Below are 20,350 nucleotides of genomic sequence, written 5' to 3' on the forward strand. Positions count from 1 at the left end.
CTTAATAACTATAAAACTCCGGGACGTCATTGTTTTTCCCCACTACTATCATTTTTTGTTTTCCCACTTTAATTTTTTGCGCCGACCTGATTTCTCCCCTGGTGTGTATGCCGGACTCAGCACCTTTCAGTGAGGTCAGGGTTCCTTTTCCGTCGCCCTTAAGCATCAAGCCATAGCTGGCGTCATAAATCCCCGTCTCAGGCTTTGCCCTGTATTGATTGCCACCCAAAAATACATCCAAATGGCCGTCATTATCAAAATCCTCAACAAGCAGGCTGTACACCGGGGCGAATTGAGCCTCCAGCGGAAGCGGTTGCGAGCTAAACTGCCCATTGCCTTTGTTGAGAAGTAACTGAGAGGAGAGGTCATTGACTTGCAAAATGATGGAATTTGAAATTTGCTCGGAAGTAAATGCTTCATCCATGCCCTGGCCAACGTAGTTTTTGAATCGCAGGTATTTCTTTTTCAGTGCGGGTATTTGCATCACCAGGTCTGTTCTCATGACTAATGGCAGCTCCCTACCGCCGTCATAGCGGGTAAGTATTTGCTCCTTAGAACCGTTTCTGTCAAAGTCATTGATATACATCGAAATTGGCTCAAACTGACTTGCTTTGAACCTTGAGTTCAAGCCATGGTTGCCCACTACAAAGTCAACCAGACCGTCTTCATTAAAATCACCTGCAGCAACTGCATGATACCAGCCGCTGGAGCCAGCCAGGCCAGACCTATCAGAGACCTCAATGAATTTTCCATTTCTATTGAGAAATACCCTTATGGGCATCCAATCTCCAACGACTACTAAATCCACGGCTCCGTCGTTGTCCAGGTCGCTCCACAGCGCATCAGTGATCATGCCAATGCTGGTGAGGTCGGGCGCAAATTCAATCGTGACATTCTGGAATATGCCCTGGCCGTCGTTGTTGAGCAGGTACCCATTTTTTTGTTCTCCATAAAACCCGGGCGTCATTCGCACACCCACAAAAAGGTCGGTGTCGCCGTCATTGTCATAGTCCATCGCTCTTACCACCGATGTGCTTTCCAATTTAGCGCTGGTGGGCAGAATTTGCTGGCTCTTTACGAACCGGCCTTTTCCTTTGTTGATGTATAAGCGATCTACCAAAGCAAGGGAGATGTTGGGTACTTCGTTGCTGCCGCTGGTGACATACAAATCGGGTAAATTGTCTCCATTGGCATCGAAAAATGCACAGCCGGTATCCTCAGCTTCTTTGTCGCTATCAAAAAGCTGGCTCGATGTTTCCTGGAAGTTGCCGTCTTTGGTTTGTCTGAATAACCTGCCGCTTTGGCCTTTTGCGCCCCCGATGTAGAAGTCGTCCTGCCCGTCGCCATCGATATCGGCCACGCAGGTGCAGGGCCCTTCATTGGAAAGCATATTGAATAGCAGCCGTTCCTTGTCGAAATCGACAAACGAACTTTCTACATGCTTGAAATCCACTCCTGGAGGTAAAGCTTCCATAGTGAATACAGTTGTATGCAGGCCGCTAGTCGCCAGGTTTGGTTTTTTAACGGCGTCTGCCTGAAAGAATTCAACCGTTTTGTCGGGGGAGAGGTTTCTCGCTATAGTTATTGTTTCATTGGGCCATTCCACCACCAGCGAATCGATCATATCGATTGGGCCGAGTCCGAAATGCAAACGATAGTCGACTGACGACATGAACCCCCGCATAGGCGAAAGCTCCTGATAGAACACCTGACCTTGGCTAAAAAGCGTCACTTTTGAGCCTACCGCAAAGTAGTTCTGTTGTTCGCCACGCAGCGAGACGGTCAGGCTGTGATTTTCCGGGTGCTGTTCTTTGGTGTTGTTTCTATACACAAAGGCAGGCATGTTCACATTATTGAGTACGAGGTCGAGATCCCCATCGTTGTCGAGGTCACCATAGGCAGAGCCATTGGAAAAGGAGGGGAGGCCCAATCCCCACTGGCTGGCAAAGTTTTCGAAATGCAGGTTGCCTGTGTTTTTGAAAGCATAGTTTGACACCTTGTTGGACGGAATAGAGTCAATTAGCTGCTTAATCACATTGCTTTTTTGTTGAAGGATACTCCTTACTACCTCCGGGTCTCCGATGAAGTTGACATAGTCCTGGTCGAGGAGGTCTTTGCCAATGCCATTGGCAACGAAGATGTCTTTTAGGCCATCATTGTCCATGTCAAAAATCAGGGCGCCCCAGCTCCAGTCGGTGGCATGTGTGCCTGTTAGTCTTGAAACTTCGGAGAAGCTCAACTTTCCATCTGGCCCGATTCCGTTGTTAAGCTGAAGAACATTTCGGCTAAATTGGTGGTAGTAGCCCTGTTCGACACCTACCTGATATTTATCCCACTTTTCGAACTGGGTGGTGGTTTTGAGCCTGGCGTCGTCTTCAGGGAGCATTTCAGTCACAAAAACTTCAGGTAGGCCATCGTTATTTATATCGGCCATATCGGCACCCATTGAGCCCATACTAAGCTCTCTGATGTAGCTTTCGAGGTCTTCGGTGAAGGTGCCATCCTGGTTATTGATATAGAGATAGTCTTTTTCAAAGAAGTCGTTCGATACGTAAATGTCAGGCCAACTGTCTTTGTTGAGGTCGCCTATCGTTACGCCCAATCCAAAGCCGATGGCACTGGTGTAAATACCTGCTTGTTGGCTTACATTGGTGAATTTCCCGCCATCATTTCTGTAGAGTTTGTTTCCGCTATCGAGGTCAGGAATATTTCGCTGCCCTTTTCTAAGGTCGTACCCACCAACGGTGCGGATGCTGTTATTGAGAAGGTATAGATCGAGGTCACCATCTTTGTCGTAATCAAAAAATGCCGCATGCACCGAGAGTCCGACATCCGCTATCCCATAGGCCGCAGCCTGGTTGGTAAAATGCGGACCGTTTACGGTATCGCCGTCGTTGATCAGCAGCTCATTGCTTCGATTGGGACCTCCCGACGGCCCGGACTTGCAAAGGTAAATATCCAGCCAGCCGTCTCCGTTGATATCGACCAGGCTTACACCAGTAGTCCATACTTCCGAGCTTGCAATACCGGCTTTGTCCGAAATATCTTCAAACTTAAAGTTTCCTTTATTCAGGTAGAGCTTATTGTCCACCAGATTGCCTGAGAAAAACACGTCGATGAGCCCGTCATTGTTGACATCACCCAGTCCTACACCGCCACCGTTGAAGAAATTTCTAAACGTGTAGGGGTTGAGTTCTTCCGTGTATGTTAGTTCATTGTTAAATTCGATGCCTGTGGAACTGGCATCAAGAAGCGAAAATAGGGGAGTAGCCTGATTTGGCGATTCAGCTACCTGGTTGCAGGCATTTAACAATGCCGCAATCAAAATAAGATAAACAAATGTCGACCGAATTGATTTCACTTCCCCTCTGTCTGAAATAAGTTACAAATTAAGCAATTGGGTATTGCCATACATTGATTGGCGAAAGGAATGCTAAAAAACAGGACTCCTGAGCAAGTAGCTCAGGAGTCCATATTTTTGGATGATTTCCAATTATGGAAACCGACCCAGTTGAATCAATTATATCCTGGATTCTGAACCAATTTATCGTTCGAATCGATTTGTGGCTGAGGAATCGGGAAGATGATTTCATGAGTGTCCGCAGGATCAGCTGCTTTTGCCCACCACGCATCGTGCCATTTACCGAAGCGGATCTGATCCTGACGACGAGTCATCTCCACATACATTTCTCTTCCTCTTTCGTCAAACAACATGTCGCTGGTTAATGTAGCAAAAGGATCTACACCAGCTCTTTCACGGATTTGGTTGACCAAAACCAATGCCTCGCCTGTATTTCCCATCCTGAACTTGGCTTCTGCCAAAGAAAGAATAATGTCTCCTAACCTGAAAATAACGAAGTCATTGCTCATGTTGTTGGTGCCACCACGCTCAATCTCATACTTACCAATTCTTGCACCGCCTTGTCTCCATCCGTTAGGGAACAATTCATTTAAAGCAGGGGTGAAAGTAAGGTCTGGGCCATTAGGGTCAGCTGCATCCACACCCGGATCTTGTGTTATTGTGCCGTCAGGATTATACTGTGGACCAACAAGGAAATTAGACAAACGCTCATCTTGAGTACCTTCAGAAGGCTCTAGCGCTAAACCTGCCCAAACATCTCCCTGAGGACCAGGGTTTTTCACCGGATCAATATAAGAATTGTAAAATTCCTCCACAGTTTGATAACCATTCCAGGGCTGCTGAGTCAAGCTGAAGGTAGTTTGGCTGGCAAGGTGAAGGGTCATCATTACCCAGTTAAATCCACCCGCAAACACCTTGTCGTATGGATAAACGTAGATATTCTCTCCGGAATTCTGATTGTTAATGGCGAAGTTATCTGAATAAACTGGCTCCAGTGAATAAAGACCGCTATTGATGATCTGCTCCGCCGCATCAGCTGCTTTGGCCCATTGGGCTGTTCCAGTGTACACTTCTGCATTCAGGTACATCTTTGTTTTAATAGCAAGGGCAGCCCATTTGGTCATCCTTCCATAAGTTGCAGCTGTTTTCTCAGTCGGGAGCAGGCCAATTACTGCATCAAGTTCTGATTCAATGAAGTTGTATACTTCCTGTCTTGTTGCATTTGCTGGGGGCTCGGTGTCAGTAAAGTCTGTCACCAAAGGAATGTTACCAAAGGCATCCATTCCCCAATAATACCAAAGCGCTCTCACAGCTCTCAATTCCGCAATAAATGCGTCGGCTTGAGGTGTTCCCAGTTGCTCAAATGAGTAGATCAAACGGTTGGTAGTGTTAATACCACCATAAATCATACCCCACGCACTGTTGAACAGTCCGTTGTTGGCAGGGAAGTTGTGCTCATGAAGCTGAATGAGTACACCGCCATCGTACCAGTCACCACCTTTTTGGCTGATTGCAATTTCATCAGATGAAATCTCATTGATTGACCAAAGGTTGAAGTGGTTGCCCAGTCCGCCGAAGGCTGCATAGGCTTGTCCAAGTGCTGCTATGAACTCTTCTTCATTTTTGAAGAAGTTGTCGGCAGTAATATCGCTATATAACTCTTCTTCCAGGTCGGTACAAGACTGACTAAAAACTGTCAATCCCAGCCCAACTAAAAGAATACGTCTTAAGAATGATTTTTTCATTTTTTAATTCTTTAAAGTTTAGAATCCAAGATTGATGCCGAAAGTAAATACACGAGTGGTGAAGTATGTTACCCTTCTTTCAACACCGGGAGCCAAAGGATCATCATTGCCATCATTCGAATCGTCAAACGAGTCAACAAATCTTACTTCAGGATCAATGCCTGTATAACCCGTTACAACAAATGGGTTTTGTGCGGATAAGTAAACCCTAAAGTTGCTAAAAGCACTTCCAGGGGCCAGGTTGACCCTGTAACCAACCGTAGCGTTGTCCAATTTGATAAAGTCCGCTTTCTCCACATGGCTGCTGTTCACTTTGGCATCTTTGATTTCTGGATCAAAGTACTTGGTGTTCACCACATTGTAGTTGTCTGTTGTAGTACCCTGAGTGTTTTCATAAAAACCTCTGTAGGAATTGTAAAGCTCATGGCCCACAGCACCTCTGAAGAATAAGTTTATATCAAAGTTTTTGTAGGTGAACGAGTTGTTGAATCCGAAAGTGAAATCTGGCAGGCCATTACCAACAACAGTTCTGTCGTCGTCGCAGTCACAAAATGTCCCGTCGCCGTCGATGTCTTTGAATTCTGGTGTTCCATTGTCAAGAATACCCACTTGAACAGGGCCCCAAAGTTGACCTAGCTTCTCACCTTCTTTTACTCGAACAAGGTTAGTAGCATTCTGTCCTGGAGAACCCATATTCGCTCTGTAAAGAACGCCACCACTACCAAAGCTCAAGTCTCCAGAAGTCAAACTAACCACCGTAGTGCTGAAGGTAGAAAAGTTGATGCCAGGTGTCCAGCTGAAATCTGAGGTGTTTACGGCCGCATAGTTGAATGCTGCTTCGAAGCCGATGTTCTCCAATTCACCAATGTTTACAAGCGTGCTACCGAACAAATTCGGCGGAACAGGCACTGTTACCTGCAAGATCAGGTCTTTTGTATTTCTCTTGTAGAAGTCCAATGTACCTGTCAATCTGCTATCAAGGGCAGCAAAATCTAAACCGAAGTCGATTTCATTTTTAGTTTCCCAGGCCAGATCAGGGTTGGCGTTGGATACCGGGCCGTAAGAAGGTACATATGCACCGTCGATAAAGAAGTTGCCCTGACGCCCGAATCTCTGAAGCGACGCATAGGATGAGCCAGGCTGGTTACCTGTGATACCCCAGCTAGCTCTGAATTTCAAGCTGTTAACGCCAGGAAGATCGAACAGGTTCGACAATGTAACACCACCGCTCACGGCTGGGAACAAGCCCCACTTGTTGTTAGCACCGAACCTGGTAGAGCCTTCATAACGAGCACTGGCAGAAAGGAAGTAGGTACCCTGATAGTTCATATTGGCCCTGCCAAAAAACGCCACCAGCTTGTTGGAGTTCTTGTAACTTGAGATGGCACCAAGTCCATTGGCAAAATCAAGCGCAGCTCCCATGTTATTGTAGGTAAAAGCATCAGTCAGGAAGTTGCCACCTTGCATGAAGTTACCTTCGTTCTGGAAGTCCTGATAAGAATAACCACCCAATAGGGCGATGTTGGCATCACCAGCAGTGATATCGTAGTTAACTGTTGTTTCGAAAAGTTCGTTGAACCTATCGTTGCGTGAGATATCAGCCAGACCAGATCTACCAAATCCACCACCAAACTTGGCAGTTTTAGGAGAATAATTACCTCTCCAATCACTTTCCCACTGGCGGGAGTAGAACACGGCCGTTCTAAAGTTGCTTGTGAAATTGTATTCACCACGGATGCTCGTCAACAGGCGAGTGTCTTTGCCATCGTGAATATTCTGCTCAGCAATAGACAATGGGTTGTACCAATCGAAAATGTCTCTTTCAGCATACCCGGCAAAGTTACCACCAGCGGTTGGGCTGGTTGTTGTATTGTCGTAGATAGGCATTGTTGGGTTGGTGATAATACCATAACGGAATGAGTTGGCGTCTCCGTAGGTTGCATCCTTGGAAGTGGAGGAAATGTTCACCGTGAAAACTGCCTTGTCATTCAGTGCCTTTTGAGTAAGGTTCAATCTACCGTTGAGTTGCTGGAAACCGGAGTTGATACCAACACCTTCTGCATCACGCACGTTCAACGACGCACGGTAGGTAGTGCTGCTTGTTCCTCCGCCAAGTGACAAGTTGTGCACTTGAGAATAGGCTGTTCTTGTAAGGATATCGAGCCAATCAGTGTCCGAGCCAAGGTCGATGGCGCCAGGAAGTTTCTTGTATTCAGCAGCATCCATTACTGGGATTGTTCTGGCAACGTTTTCCATGGCAATGGATCCGTTGTACTCAACTGACACTTTACCAGCCTTACCAGTTTTAGTAGTAATAAGAATCACGCCACTGGAACCCCTTGTTCCGTAGATTGCTGCAGCAGACCCGTCTTTCAATACATCGATAGAGGCAATGTCGTTGGGATCCACTGTGTTCAGCGAACCGCCAATTACACCGTCGATAACAACAAGTGGTTCCGCATTGGCACCCACTGTGGACACACCTCTAAGACGGATTTTAAAGCCTCCGTTGGGGTCACCACCAGGTCTTACCACGTTCAAACCAGCTACTTTACCCTGTAGAAGCTGAGCGGGGCTGTTTACTGTTCCCTTGTTAAAGTCTTCGGCTTTTACACTGGTAACTGAACTGGTGATCTCTTTTTTGTCCTGAGTACCGTAGCCCACCACAACCACTTCACTAAGTGACTGAACGTCAAGTTCAAGGGCAGCATCAATTACTGCTCGGGAACCCACGGCAATAATCTGGGGGGTGTAGCCAACAAAAGAAAAAGAAATAGAAGCATTTGCACCTACACTAATGGTGTAATTTCCATTAATGTCTGTGACAGTACCATTGGAGGTTCCAGCCTCCAAAATGTTAACACCCGGCAAACCCTCTCCGGATTCCGCATCTGTTACCTTTCCACTGACTTGCCTGTCTTGTGCCAGCGCCTGACCAAAAGTCAGCGCTACAAGACAAACTACAGGGAAAACGTACTTCAGTAGTCGTTGTCTCATAAAAATGTAGTTTAATAGTTGTTTGGTAAAACTTGTTTAAAGTGATCTACTCGTCCGTTTCGGGACTGCCCAAAATAGCTGCACATGCAAGAACATGAAGAGCAAATGTTGCGATAGTCCTTTTTAGACGGGTGAAAATCCTTACAATTTTCTTAAAAAAAATCAATTTAGCTAGAATATAGGGTTAAAAAAAATCAATTGAAAAGGTTTTTATTGACAGAATAGTAATGTTAACGTTTGCGAAAACGTTTCCGGTTGAAATACTGAAAATCTTGGAAAAGTATAATTTGTAATCAACTGATTAGGTTCTTTGAAAATTTGCAACGACAAGGGAATTTTATTCGTTATAAGTGTCTTTTATACACTTTATTTTAGCAGCAAGGAAATTTGACCGTATGAATGTTTGCGACTCGGCAGGCACCTAAAATTACTATTTGCCGGAGCTGGTAGGGAGGGGTGCTACACACTTTTTTGCTAAGCAAGCAAAGTGATGAGGTTGTTCAATTTTTTTTAAAGATCAGGGCCACCGCACATTGCACAATGGTCCTGAAATGGTGCTCGGGCACTGGTGTTACTATTTATTCAACTATCAGTGTGCCTCGCATAGTGGTGGCATGGCCGGGGAAGGTACAAACGTAGGTATACTTTCCGGGAGTTGTTGGTGCTTCAAAGTAAATGACATCCTTTTCGCCCGGGCCTATCAATTTGGTATGAAATAGAACTTCCTCCGAGTCCGGAACATAACCTTTGTTTTGTCCCTCCAGACCAAGGTCTATGGCCAGCTGAGCAACTTTGTCGGCGGTGCCAGGCATTACAACAACCATGTTGTGGAGCATGTCGTCCGGGTTGTTGAATTCCATTTTGATCTTGCTTCCGGCTTTTACGGTTAGTTCGGATTGATCAAACTTAAGACCCGGAACAGGCTCTAACGTAATGGTCTGGTCTGGCCCGTTGGTCCATGAAGCGGGCATCTCAACTACTCGTTTGCTGCTTGTCATGTTGGTAGTGCCAGCCGTGGACGCCGTGTGTCCGGAATGATCGGCCGATTCGTCACTTCCCCTTACCCTGCCAGGCACATTGTTCATGGTGTAGTAGCCGGTATTGTGTAGCAGGGTTTCGCCTTTACTGTTTTTCACACCTGCGGGCTTCACTTCATATATATACCCGTCTCTTATCTGATCAATCACCAGCTTCACTCTTAGCTGGTCGGAGCTAACTTCCACACTGGTTATGTTTCTTTTTTGAAGATCGGTTACAGGGCTGCCATAGTTGTGATGGTACAGATACGTAAAATCCTGAACTGAGTAATTAGACGGATTGGAAGCTGTGGCGAGATCCACTTTCTCGGTGAATTCAATACTAAAGCCGTCTTCCAACGCTCGAATAGTCTTCATCTCAAATGGAAGCTTTCCGGTGTACTGAAGTTTTTCCAGCCCGAAGTTGTCCTGTCCTGTTGATGACCAGCCCCTGCTCGTCATTCCTACATAAATGATATCTCTTTTCGGTGACCATTGCATTCGAAGAATACCAGATGAAAACCCTTCCCTAAAAGGAAAGCAAACGCCCTGATATTGGCCATTTATTTTCTCCTGATATACCCTCATGATTTTGCTATGCCCCTGGTCGCCAACAAGAAACTGATTTTTGAATGGCCCAAAATTGTCGTTGTCGATTAGCAGAATGTCCGACGTAGAGATGCCCATCAGTGTGTGAGGAAACCAAACACTCGGAGCTTTCATCTCAGGAACAACTTGGGCATATTCATGCAGGGTGTAGCCAAGTGTATCTACGATGTCCTCCATTTTCAAGCTGACAGGGGAGCCTTTTTCCCCAGACCATTTGAGGCCTTCGGGGTGCCCAACAAAATCGCCGGACTCTATATGGGTCATTCTGCCAGAACCCACCCAGTCGCCCTGGTTTTCTGCGTAGAAGATGTCTCCTTCGGCGTTGACATTGAAACCGGCCGGTGAACGCATGCCCACCGCAATGGGAGTCATTTTTCCCTCGGGAGTAATTTTCACCATCCATCCATGCCATTTTGAAAGACTGGCACCACGACCAACCCAGCCCAGGTTGAGGGTTACTATCATGTCACCATTTGGCAAGATCAGCGGGCCATAAGAGTATTCATGGTAATTGGCAGCAAGCGGCCAGCTGTAAATAGTTTCGTATCTGTCGGCCCTACCGTCTTTATTAAGGTCAGACAACCTGGTTAATTCGCCTCTTTGAGCTGTGTAGAAAATACCGTCTCTAAAAGCCAGCCCCAAAGGCTCATGCAATCCCGTGGCATATTTTTTAAATATTGGATTGCTGCCGGACGGGTTTTCAATCAGCCATATGTCGCCTCGTCTGGTGCTAACACCTAGCTTCCCGTTGCCATCAAAAGCCAGACCACCAACTTCCAGCACGATGTCTGCGGGAATGGGAACTTTTGAGATGCTAAAATGAGACGTCTCCTTTTTTTGGATATCCGTTTGGGCTTGTACGCTAACAGACAATCCAATAAGCAGTACAAGAAGTATATGCGAAGTTGTGTTTTTAAATTTCATAATGTTGGATACAATTCAATTACCATGCAATAGAATAGGTGAGAGTCGATTTGTCTGAAGTCCCGGGCAGTTGAACTAAGAGCTCCTTGTCGAACCTGTTAACTACATTAATGTCGGCTTTTTCACCTACAATAATGTAATAGCTTCCGTCTACGCAGTACCAGCCATTTGACAATTGGTAGATACTTTCTCCAGAAGCAATCTGGAACCAATTGAGTCCGTTGGAGCCAGGATTTTCAAAGGTGATCTCTCTTGTAATACCTTGCAGGTCGTCAGAGGGCCGTGCTGTATCCTCAATTTTGAGCTCGTTCATTTCGTAGCGAATCACTGGGTAGCCGCCTTCGTTGATGTCGTATCCAAGCACCTTAAAACCTTCCTGGGCTTCTAAGGGCCACTTGTCGCCAGGTGCCACTAGTCGGGCTACCGGAACCTGGTCCGAAAAGTCGATGCTAAAGTTGAGCGGTTTCAAAAGCTGGGGTTCACCACGGCCTCGCCACATTTCGCTGGCGTCTGCATAGGCACCTTTCCAACCTTTGACCAGAGAACCGTTGAGCAAGTCATACGAATAATTGATTTTTTCATTGGTGACTACAGATAGTGGATGCGTCTTCCGTGTGTCTTTGTACTCAAGAAAACTTCTCACAAGCTGGGGCTCAGTAGCAGGCTCAACAACCATTGGCTCCGGCTTTCGTCCCGAGCCGCCATAAGGATTAACTCCGAACGATTGCCGGGAAATTTCCGGGCCCTCGTAGTATATCATTAGCATGGAGCTCCACACATCCTGATAATACGAGCTTTGAAAGGAGTGCGTCCCTTTTTCCAGCGTGACAAGCCCTTTGCCGGCACCAAAACCGGGCTCTCCGTCGTTGTGTACAACAACTTTCCCGTCAATGATTAAGTCCCCACCATCATCTATCAAAGTTTCAAAAAGGTAGTCGCCAGAGTTTGGCACCGAGAGATTGCCTTTGAAAATCACGCCATAGTGGTCGTTACCGTCAGCGAGACCGACAATAGATAGCTCATTTACTTTTCCGGTTTTAGCCGGGGTCATTGTGGTAAAGTCGGGGAGCTTGTCCCACGTGCCTTGATAAAGTGAGTATTCAAGGTCACTTAATGTAAGCTTTTCAAGACCAAAAGACTTGTACTTAATGTCCTTCAGAGCGATCGAGTTGTTTGCCGCAGTAAAGATAAATGAGCCAGAAGTTGATTCTTCGTTGTTGGGTGAGAAAATCGCCTCCTTCACTTCTACGCCAGATTGAATGAGAAATCCGTTTAGATACACTTCGGAGAATACGGCGTTTTTAGTTTTCTGCCCGTCACTGCCAAACCGAGGTGCTTTGAAGGTTATCCTCACGGTTTGCCACAGGCCGGGCATTTTCAAGGCATTGACAGTTGTACGCTGAGTACTGTCAATTCGTACTGGGATGCCTCCGCCAGACTTTTCGGTTTGTTGTCCGTTAGCAAACTCCGCCACGATGAGTGGGTATTGCTCCAGTAAAACTATTTTTAAATCTGCCCCCTCTGATAGAGCAAAGCTAAATTCCAGTTCTAAATCAGTATGCTTAATACCGCTGGAGATTTGTTCTGAGTCTTTGCCGCTTTTTATCAGGCTTCCGCTTCCTGCTTTTGCTTCGAAGCCACTTGGGACGGCCAGCACCTCGCCTGCAATAGCCCAGCCTTTGCCTATATCAGTGAACCCGGACAAGTCGGATAAAGAAATAAGCTTCATAGGAAGGGCATCAGGAACTTGAACTGATGCACTTTCTTCAGCTGAATGATCAGAGCAGGAGGTTAAGAAGAAGGTAGTTAGAACGGCTAGCGTAAAGTATCTCGATATTCTCATAAGTAGTAAGTATTAATCTAACTGAGGGTCGATTCAGTCAAATAGTCTTGCAAGTAAACAGAACTGAGCAAAATTTCCCGGGAATTAATGTTTGAATGGTGTTGGCCGTCAACCTTTGGGCGAAAATCGCAGGCATCTCTATCAAGCCAAATGGAAGCACTAAGTGCCTATTGGACCTAATAAAACAATATTGTAGTCAGACTTAATGGCAACCTCTCCATTTTTTACCTCACCTGTTTGGCCACTATAGTAGTCTTTTAACTGGGTTCCGTCGGGAAAAACTCCACCAACCGGGATTAGTTTTTCACCCTGCTGCGCATCAAGTGCAATTACAACCCGGTCTTCTAATACACCGTCTTTGTAAATGCGTGAAAAAACATAAGGCATTTCACTGATTTGCTCATGCCTACCCACGCCAACCGCCATATGATCTCTCTTGAAAGTGCCGAGTTTCCGCCAATGGTCTAGAATGCTTTGCACACTCTGGTCACCAATACTCGCATTGTCAGAGATTTGTTCCCAGTTCATAAAAGATCTAAGCACAGCATCGCCTGAGGCCCCCTCGTACTGTAGAAGGCGCCCCGATTCGTCGCCATAATAAATTTGAGCAGCACCAGGGGTGAGTAAGAGTTTGGTTCCCGCTTCTATGGCTCTTTCCCTGGTGGCATCGAATGGCTGGCCGTCGTCGTGTGAGCTTAAATAGTTCAGCGTACCATTGCCAATGAGGCTCGTGTGGAGCAACGTATCGTACTTTTTGAAGATCGATTCGTAGTCTTTTTGGGCATCGTACTTAAATTCGAAATTGATTAGGCTGTGGAACCCCTGGTCGAAATAGTCGACTTTTCTGTCACCGAAATCGTACCAACGACCACCACTGACGCCGTAGTTGTATACTTCGCCCACCATGTAAAACTCATTGTCGTCGAGCACCTCATTGGGGTGGGAGCGCTTCCAGTCATTAAAAGCGATTAGCACTTCTTTGTACAACTCGCTCCAAACCGATTCTTCTACGTGCTTGGCGGTGTCCACCCTAAAGCCGTCGACGCCAAATTCCCGTACGTAGTCGGTCAACCACTTAATGATGTAATATCGAGGTGCCCTGGGATAGCCAGTTCGTTCGAAGAATTCATTGAGCTCGGCTAATTCTTGTTCGTAACGCCCTTCAGCTTTCCATTTCTCTACCAAATGGCCTGGAAGCTCCACTTTCTCATCGCTTCCGCTTAGTAAATCCGGTAGATTTTTCACAAGGGTGCACGACACGGTTGTTTCATAGTCCTGATAAACACATTGTGGTTCGGTTCTTACCCAGTCCGCCCAGGCTGGATCTGCTTCAGTAACCGGGCCGGTGTGGTTGAGTACCACGTCAAGAACCACCCTGATTCCTTTAGCATGGGCAGCCTTGACCAATGCTGCCAAATCTTCTTTCGTGCCAAAGTTGGGATCGAGCGTCGTCCAGTCTTTGGCCCAATAGCCATGGAAGCCGTAGTTGTTGCCAAAGCCTTCGTCAACTGATCCGTGTATTTGCTCGACAACAGGTGTAAACCAAAGTGCAGTTACCCCAAGGTCAGAGAAGTAGTTGTCTGATATTTTTGCATTGATACCTTTGATGTCGCCGCCCATGAATCCCCGGAGGGGAGCCGTTTCACCGGTTCTGCCAAAATTGACATCGTTGGTTGTGTCGCCATTGTTGAACCGGTCTGTCAGCAGAAAATAGACAGTAGCGTTTTCCCAGAGAAAGGGGGCTTTTACCTCCTCAGGTGCCGACGCTTCCTTCTTTGGGGTTTGGCAAGAGAAGATTCCCGCCAGTAGAAAAATAAGAGTTATTCGTCTGGTCATAGGGGTTAATTTTTGCCAGTTAGCCGATAAATTTTAAAGGAATTCGGAGCTACTTCAAAAGACAATGCGTTCGGCGAATCTTTCGATATGAGGTCATCGGACGGCACAGTCAATGCTTCACCTTTGTTGAGGTAATTCGTAAAGGTGATCGATTTTTTCTGATGCATATTAAAAGCCGTTAACGCATCAGCAGGTATTTTTAAAAGCACTTGCTCGTTTCCTTCCTTGTTGAAGTTAACAGCTATCAGAAAGGCGCTCTTTTCGTCGTGGCGCAAAAACGTGAATACATTATTGCTGTGCCCTGTAAATTCAGTCCTCCGGTTGAAATAGTGCAGGTCGTAGAAGCCGCCTGATGCAATGATTGGTTCTTTTGAAGAAAAGGAGAGGATAAACTGATAGAATTCTCGTAGTTCTTTTTCTTCAGCAGACAGGTTTCCACCATCAAATTTTCCGCCAGTCATCCATGCCTGGTGATTGGGTACGCCCCAGTAATCGAAAATGGTTGTTCGGCCATCTTCTCCCGAAAATCCTTCACTGCCAGTAGCTGGCTCGCCTACTTCCTGACCGAAGTAAACCATGACTGGCCCCGTGTGCATGGTGGCCGTGAGTACCATGGCCGGTATAGCGTATTTTGCGTTGCCAGCAAAAAAAGGAGAGGCGATTCTTTGCTCGTCGTGGTTTTCAAGAAAGCGCAGCATGTGTTGGGCAATACCTTCCTGTCTTTGCCACACAGTGGTAATGTGGTCGGTGTTGGCCTTGCCTTCAATGATGTGCCGCAGCGTATCGTAAAGCTCTACCTTATCGTATAGATAGTCAAAATGCCCCTTTTCGATGTAGTTTCTATATTCGTTGGGGTTGTAAATTTCCGCAATAAAAATGATGTCAGGATTGATGGCCTGCACTTTCGGAATGACCCATTCCCAAAATTCCACCGGCACCATCTCTGCCATGTCGCACCGGAAGCCATCTACCCCTTGTTCAGTCCAGTAGGTCAGAATCTCCAGCATTTTGTTCCAGGTGTCTGGAATAGGATCGAAATGTCTTTCTCTGAAATTGACGTAGTCAACCCCATAGTTAAGTTTTGTCGTTTCAAACCAGTCGTTGATGGATGGAGTAGGGGAGAAAACGTCATTCCCCGTGGCTTTTGCGGGCGACTCCATGTAGAATTGGTCTTTGGTAGGGTGCTCATGGCCAGGCAAGGGATCATACCCCGCCGGAATCTGAAATGGCTGGCCTGGAATGTAGTAGAAATTGTTAGATGCTTTAAATGCTACCGACACATCATCGTCAGTACCAAATCCCTTTACACCTTCAGGAGCGGCGTCGGATGAATATCCTCTGGCTACATGGTTCGGCACAAAGTCGATGAGCACTTTCAGACCCTCGTTGTGCGTTCTGTCGACAAGCGCAAGGAACTCCTTCTTTCTATTTTTTGGGTTTACGGCAAGGTCTGGACTGATGTCGTAGTAGTCTTTGATGGCGTAAGGCGAGCCTGCTCTGCCCTTAACTACGTCCACATCGTCTAGCGCAATGCCTATCGAAGTGTAGTCCGACATGGAGGCATGCTCCAGCACTCCAGTATACCAAATATGTGTAGCGCCAAATTTCTTCAGCTCTTTGAGCGCTTTTGCATTGATGTCGGCCATCTTGCCAACTCCGTTTTCTTCAATGGTACCATACCGCTTGTTGGCATTGACCTTGTTACCAAAAAGCCGTGTCATTATTTGGTAAACGATTATTTTATCTGATTTACCAGCCATAAAAGAGGAGTCTAGGGTGGAAGAAGATTGGTGACTTTCAGGGGTTGAGCATTGGATAAGAAAACACGAGACAACGACAGTTGCCGTCAGTTTAACTACTTCCAATAACCTGAAAGTCACCAAGGCAACTAAGCGTTACGATTGATGCAATTCAAGTCTTCGAACGATTGCTTCAGGCGAGCTACAAAAGTTTTTTCACCTTCTCTGAGCCAGGCTCTTGGGTCGTAGAACTTTTTGTTCGGCTTGTCGGAGCCTTCAGGATTACCAATCTGCGATTGCAGGTAGCCTTCGTTTTTCTTATAGTAGTCTTTCACACCGTCCCAATACGCCCACTGCATGTCTGTATCGATGTTCATTTTGATGGCTCCGTAAGAAATAGCTTCACGAATTTCAGCTCTGCTAGAGCCGGATCCACCGTGGAATACGAAATTGACTGGCAATGGCCCGGTTCCATGCTTTTTGATGATAAACTCCTGCGAGTTTTTAAGAATCACAGGCATCAGCTTTACGTTGCCAGGCTTATATACGCCGTGAACGTTGCCGAAGGCAGCAGCTACTGTGAAGTTGTCGGAAATAGCTTTTAGCTGTGTGTAGGCGAAATCCACTTCCTCGGGCTGCGTGTAAAGCTTTGAGCTGTCAACGTCGGAGTTGTCGACACCATCCTCTTCTCCGCCAGTCACACCCAATTCGATTTCAAGCGTCATGCCCATTGCTGCCATTCTCTTGAAGTACTTGGTGCTTATTTCCATGTTCTCTTCAATCGACTCTTCTGATAGGTCGAGCATATGGCTGCTATACAAAGGCTTTTTGTGCGTTTCGTAAAATTTTTCACCAGCGTCGAGCAGTCCGTCAACCCATGGCAAAAGTTTTTTAGCGCAGTGGTCGGTGTGCAAAATGGTTGTAACACCGTATTTCTCAGCCATGAGGTGCACATGCTGGGCGCCTGAAATACCACCGGCAATAGCAGCGAACTGGTTGTCGTTGCTTAGGCTCTTTCCGGCGAAGAAAGAAGAGCCTCCGTTGGAGAACTGTATGATAACGGGTGAATTAACAGCCTTTGCAGTTTCAAGCACTGCATTCACCGTGTTTGTGTTGATCACATTGACCGCAGGAAGGGCGAAGTCGTTTTTGTTTGCATAGTCAAACACTTCCTTTACTTCGTCGCCTGATATTACGCCTGGTCTGAATTTCATAGTATTATATTTTATTGAATTTGTTATTTACAGAGGGAAAAATCAAAATTATCCCTAAAAGACAAATAAGCAAAGAGGGAGCCAAGTTTAGAGTAAGCAAACAGCCTAAATCGGTTTTTAGTTGAAAAATTTATAACTTCTTAGCCAAGTTTGTAGAATTTGATGCCTACTTTTAATTTCGCTCTTCGCCTTGCGGATAAACCTTATTATAAATGAAGAACCCACCGGTAACCATTAAAGACATTGCAAGGGAGCTGAACATTTCTCCCTCTACAGTATCCAGGGCGCTAAAAGACCATCCGGACATAAGCAAGGAGACAAAAAAGGCCGTTAGCGAGTTGGCAGCAAAGCTGAACTACCAGCCTAATTTGATTGCGCTCAGCCTAAGAAAGAGTAAGACTAACACTATTGGTGTTATCATCCCTGAGATAGTTCACTTCTTTTTCTCCACCATCATCAGTGGAATAGAAGATGTTGCCTATAAGGCCGGTTACAACGTAATCATCTCACAAACCAATGAGTCTTTCCTTAGGGAAGTGTCTGATACCAATGCCCTGGTCAACAGTAGGGTGGATGGCATACTTGCATCTGTAAGCAAAGAAACAGTCTCGTATGATCATTTTAAAAACCTTATCGACAGAGGTATTCCCCTCGTTTTTTTTGACCGGGTTTGTGAAGAGTTGAACACCAGTCGTGTGATTGTTGATGATTACGATGGTGCTTTTCAGGCAACCGAGCATTTGATCAGCATAGGCTGCAAAACGATCGTGCACCTTGAAGGACCAAAAAACCTTGATATCACAAAGAACAGGCGAGACGGATATCTGGCAGCCCTGAAAAAGAACAACCTGCCAATAAATGAAGACCTTATTATTCATTGTGAGCAAACAACCTTCGATGAAGGTAGTCGCCAAATAGCCACTCTTTTCGATAAAAAGTTGACGTTTGATGGCATATTTGCTAACAACGACATGGTGGGGATTGGTGCAATGATAGCGTTGCGTGACAAAGGTGTTTCTGTTCCAAAAGACGTGGCTATCGTTGGCTTCAGTGACTGGGAGATTTCGTCTCTCATGCAACCATCGCTCTCAACAGTATCTCAGCCCGGTTTCGAAATGGGCCAGAAAGCCGCTCAGCTTTTTATTGAGCAAAGTGAAGCAGATGAGGATGAGTTTGTGCCTCGCACCGAGGTGTTGAAAACGAAGCTGATCATCAGAAAATCTTCGATGAGGTAGGATTTAAAACAAGCGCATTACTATCCCGTTTGTTTGCCTCGTGCAGCTTAATTCGAGATCAACAACATTGTAACTGAATCCGACATGTTTGCATTTCGGATTTTTTGATTTTACTTACTTGCTTAAACAACATGGAAAAACCCCGTCTTAGTTTTTGGCAGATTTGGAACATGAGTTTTGGGTTTCTGGGCATCCAATTTGGATTCGCTTTGCAAAATGCCAACGTGTCGAGAATCTTTGAAACACTTGGTGCCGAAATTGACAATATTCCCATTCTCTGGATCGCTGCGCCGGTATCGGGTTTGATCATACAGCCCATTATTGGCCACATGAGCGACAACACCTGGACCAGACTAGGTAGAAGACGACCTTATTTTCTGGCTGGCGCTATTATGGCTTCGCTAGCTCTTATAATCATGCCCAACTCGCCCACTCTGTGGATGGCAGCTGGCATGCTCTGGATCATGGATGCTTCCATCAATGTTTCCATGGAACCCTTTCGGGCGTTTGTTGGCGACATGCTTCCTCCTGACCAGCGGACGACCGGTTTCGCCACACAAAGCTTCTTCATCGGTACTGGCGCTGTGGTTGCTTCCGCACTTCCCTACGTGCTAACGAACTGGTTTGGAATACCCAACACAGCGGCCGAGGGCATTATTCCACCTTCTGTTAAATACTCCTTCTACATCGGCGGAGCCATATTTATTTTGGCTATTATTTGGACTGTGCTGAAGACAAAGGAGTATTCGCCGGAAGAACTTGCTCAATTTGAAAATGACCGAGTAGCCAGTTCGGATCAGTTAAAAGAAAAAACAGCCAAAGTATCAACTTTCCTCAACGTGGGGCTGGTTTTGCTGGCGCTGGGAATCGGTTTGACCCTGGCGTTGGCGTATGTAAATGCTGAAAAGGAAGTGTACATCCTGGCCATTGGACTGATCGTTTTTGGGCTTATAGAGGTGATGGTTGGCTGGATGTCAAAATCCGGTATGAGTAATGGGCTTACATCCATTATTACCGACCTGAACAACATGCCAGTTACCATGAAACAGCTGGCTGTTGTGCAATTCTTTTCCTGGTTTGCGCTTTTCGCTATGTGGATTTACAGCACTGCTGCTATCACTTCCCATGTTTACGGCACAAAGGATGCAGCCTCTCAGCTATATAATGATGGAGCTGACTGGGTAGGAGTGCTGTTTTCGGTCTACAACGGAGCGGCTGCCTTGCTCGCTTTTGGACTTATCTGGCTGGCTAGTAAAACCTCCAGAAAAATCACTCACACCATTTCCCTGGTGATAGGGGGAGTAAGTTTTATTTCAATTTCTTTTATAAAATCTCCTGAGTTACTGGTTATTCCTTTTTTGGGTATTGGCTTGGTTTGGGCTAGTATTTTGGCGATGCCTTATGCTATTCTTGCAGGCGCTATACCGGGCAGGAAAATGGGGGTCTACATGGGGATATTCAATTTCTTCATCGTTATCCCGCAAATATGTGCCGCCTCCCTGTTAGGTTTTTTGGTGAAACGGGTATTTGAAGGAGAAGCGATTTATGCACTTATTATCGGGGGAGTCTCATTTATTATTGCCGCTGTCATGGTGCTGCTTGTGAAAGACGAGAACTGATTTGTTTTGCCAATAGAAAGGGCTTCCGAGCAAACAACCTTGAAATATCCATCGCTAGATATTTTACAAAGGAAGGTGATACAATGAGGCTTGTCCATTTATATTTGCGGCTCTTGATCTCCATGTTTTAATTGCGTCGGGATAATTTAGATCTACCTAAAGGAAACATGCCAGCAAGGTGCATCGATTGGTTTCATTTTACTTCGGGAGGC

10 protein-coding genes are annotated in these 20,350 nt (G+C 46.1%); 2 read left to right on the top strand and 8 right to left on the bottom strand.

From position 1 onward, the window contains the following. Position 1: 1 nt before the first annotated feature. The 8 genes from RIG68_RS24875 to fbaA form a co-directional block, all read right to left on the bottom strand. Entirely contained in the window at positions 2-3,361 is a 3,360-nt protein-coding gene (locus RIG68_RS24875; RefSeq protein ID WP_350128829.1) for a VCBS repeat-containing protein, read from the bottom strand. 155 nt (positions 3,362-3,516) lie between these two features. After that, complete coding sequence (locus RIG68_RS24880; protein ID WP_350128832.1) at positions 3,517-5,106, bottom strand: RagB/SusD family nutrient uptake outer membrane protein; 1,590 nt, start codon at positions 5,104-5,106, stop codon at positions 3,517-3,519. An 18-nt stretch (positions 5,107-5,124) separates the two neighbouring features. Continuing rightward, entirely contained in the window at positions 5,125-8,103 is a 2,979-nt protein-coding gene (locus tag RIG68_RS24885; protein ID WP_350128835.1) for a SusC/RagA family TonB-linked outer membrane protein, read from the bottom strand. 578 nt (positions 8,104-8,681) lie between these two features. Next, positions 8,682-10,652, bottom strand: a complete 1,971-nt coding sequence (locus RIG68_RS24890; protein ID WP_350128838.1) for a plastocyanin/azurin family copper-binding protein — start codon at positions 10,650-10,652, stop codon at positions 8,682-8,684. 19 nt (positions 10,653-10,671) lie between these two features. Next, positions 10,672-12,495, bottom strand: a complete 1,824-nt coding sequence (locus RIG68_RS24895) for a 3-keto-alpha-glucoside-1,2-lyase-like domain-containing protein (RefSeq protein WP_350128841.1) — start codon at positions 12,493-12,495, stop codon at positions 10,672-10,674. A gap of 159 nt (positions 12,496-12,654) precedes the next feature. Beyond that, positions 12,655-14,331 (bottom strand): alpha-amylase family glycosyl hydrolase, encoded by a 1,677-nt coding sequence (locus RIG68_RS24900; protein ID WP_350128844.1) that lies wholly within the window; start codon positions 14,329-14,331, stop codon positions 12,655-12,657. 5 nt (positions 14,332-14,336) lie between these two features. Further along, complete coding sequence (locus tag RIG68_RS24905) at positions 14,337-16,091, bottom strand: alpha-amylase family protein (protein ID WP_350128847.1); 1,755 nt, start codon at positions 16,089-16,091, stop codon at positions 14,337-14,339. Between the two features lie 128 nt (positions 16,092-16,219). Next, positions 16,220-17,284, bottom strand: coding sequence for a class II fructose-bisphosphate aldolase (gene fbaA, locus RIG68_RS24910; RefSeq protein ID WP_152000132.1), 1,065 nt, complete (start codon positions 17,282-17,284; stop codon positions 16,220-16,222). A gap of 212 nt (positions 17,285-17,496) precedes the next feature. Here fbaA and RIG68_RS24915 point away from each other — a divergent pair, with 212 nt between their 5' ends. Together RIG68_RS24915 and RIG68_RS24920 are read left to right on the top strand one after the other, a co-directional pair. Then, on the top strand, positions 17,497-18,519 hold the full coding sequence (locus RIG68_RS24915) for a LacI family DNA-binding transcriptional regulator (RefSeq protein ID WP_350128850.1): 1,023 nt from the start codon (positions 17,497-17,499) through the stop codon (positions 18,517-18,519). A gap of 131 nt (positions 18,520-18,650) precedes the next feature. Next, on the top strand, positions 18,651-20,138 hold the full coding sequence (locus RIG68_RS24920) for an MFS transporter (RefSeq protein ID WP_350128853.1): 1,488 nt from the start codon (positions 18,651-18,653) through the stop codon (positions 20,136-20,138). Positions 20,139-20,350 lie beyond the last annotated feature (212 nt).

Origin of the sequence: Imperialibacter sp., assembly GCF_040222385.1 — a bacterium.
Classification (GTDB): Bacteria; Bacteroidota; Bacteroidia; order Cytophagales; family Cyclobacteriaceae; genus Imperialibacter.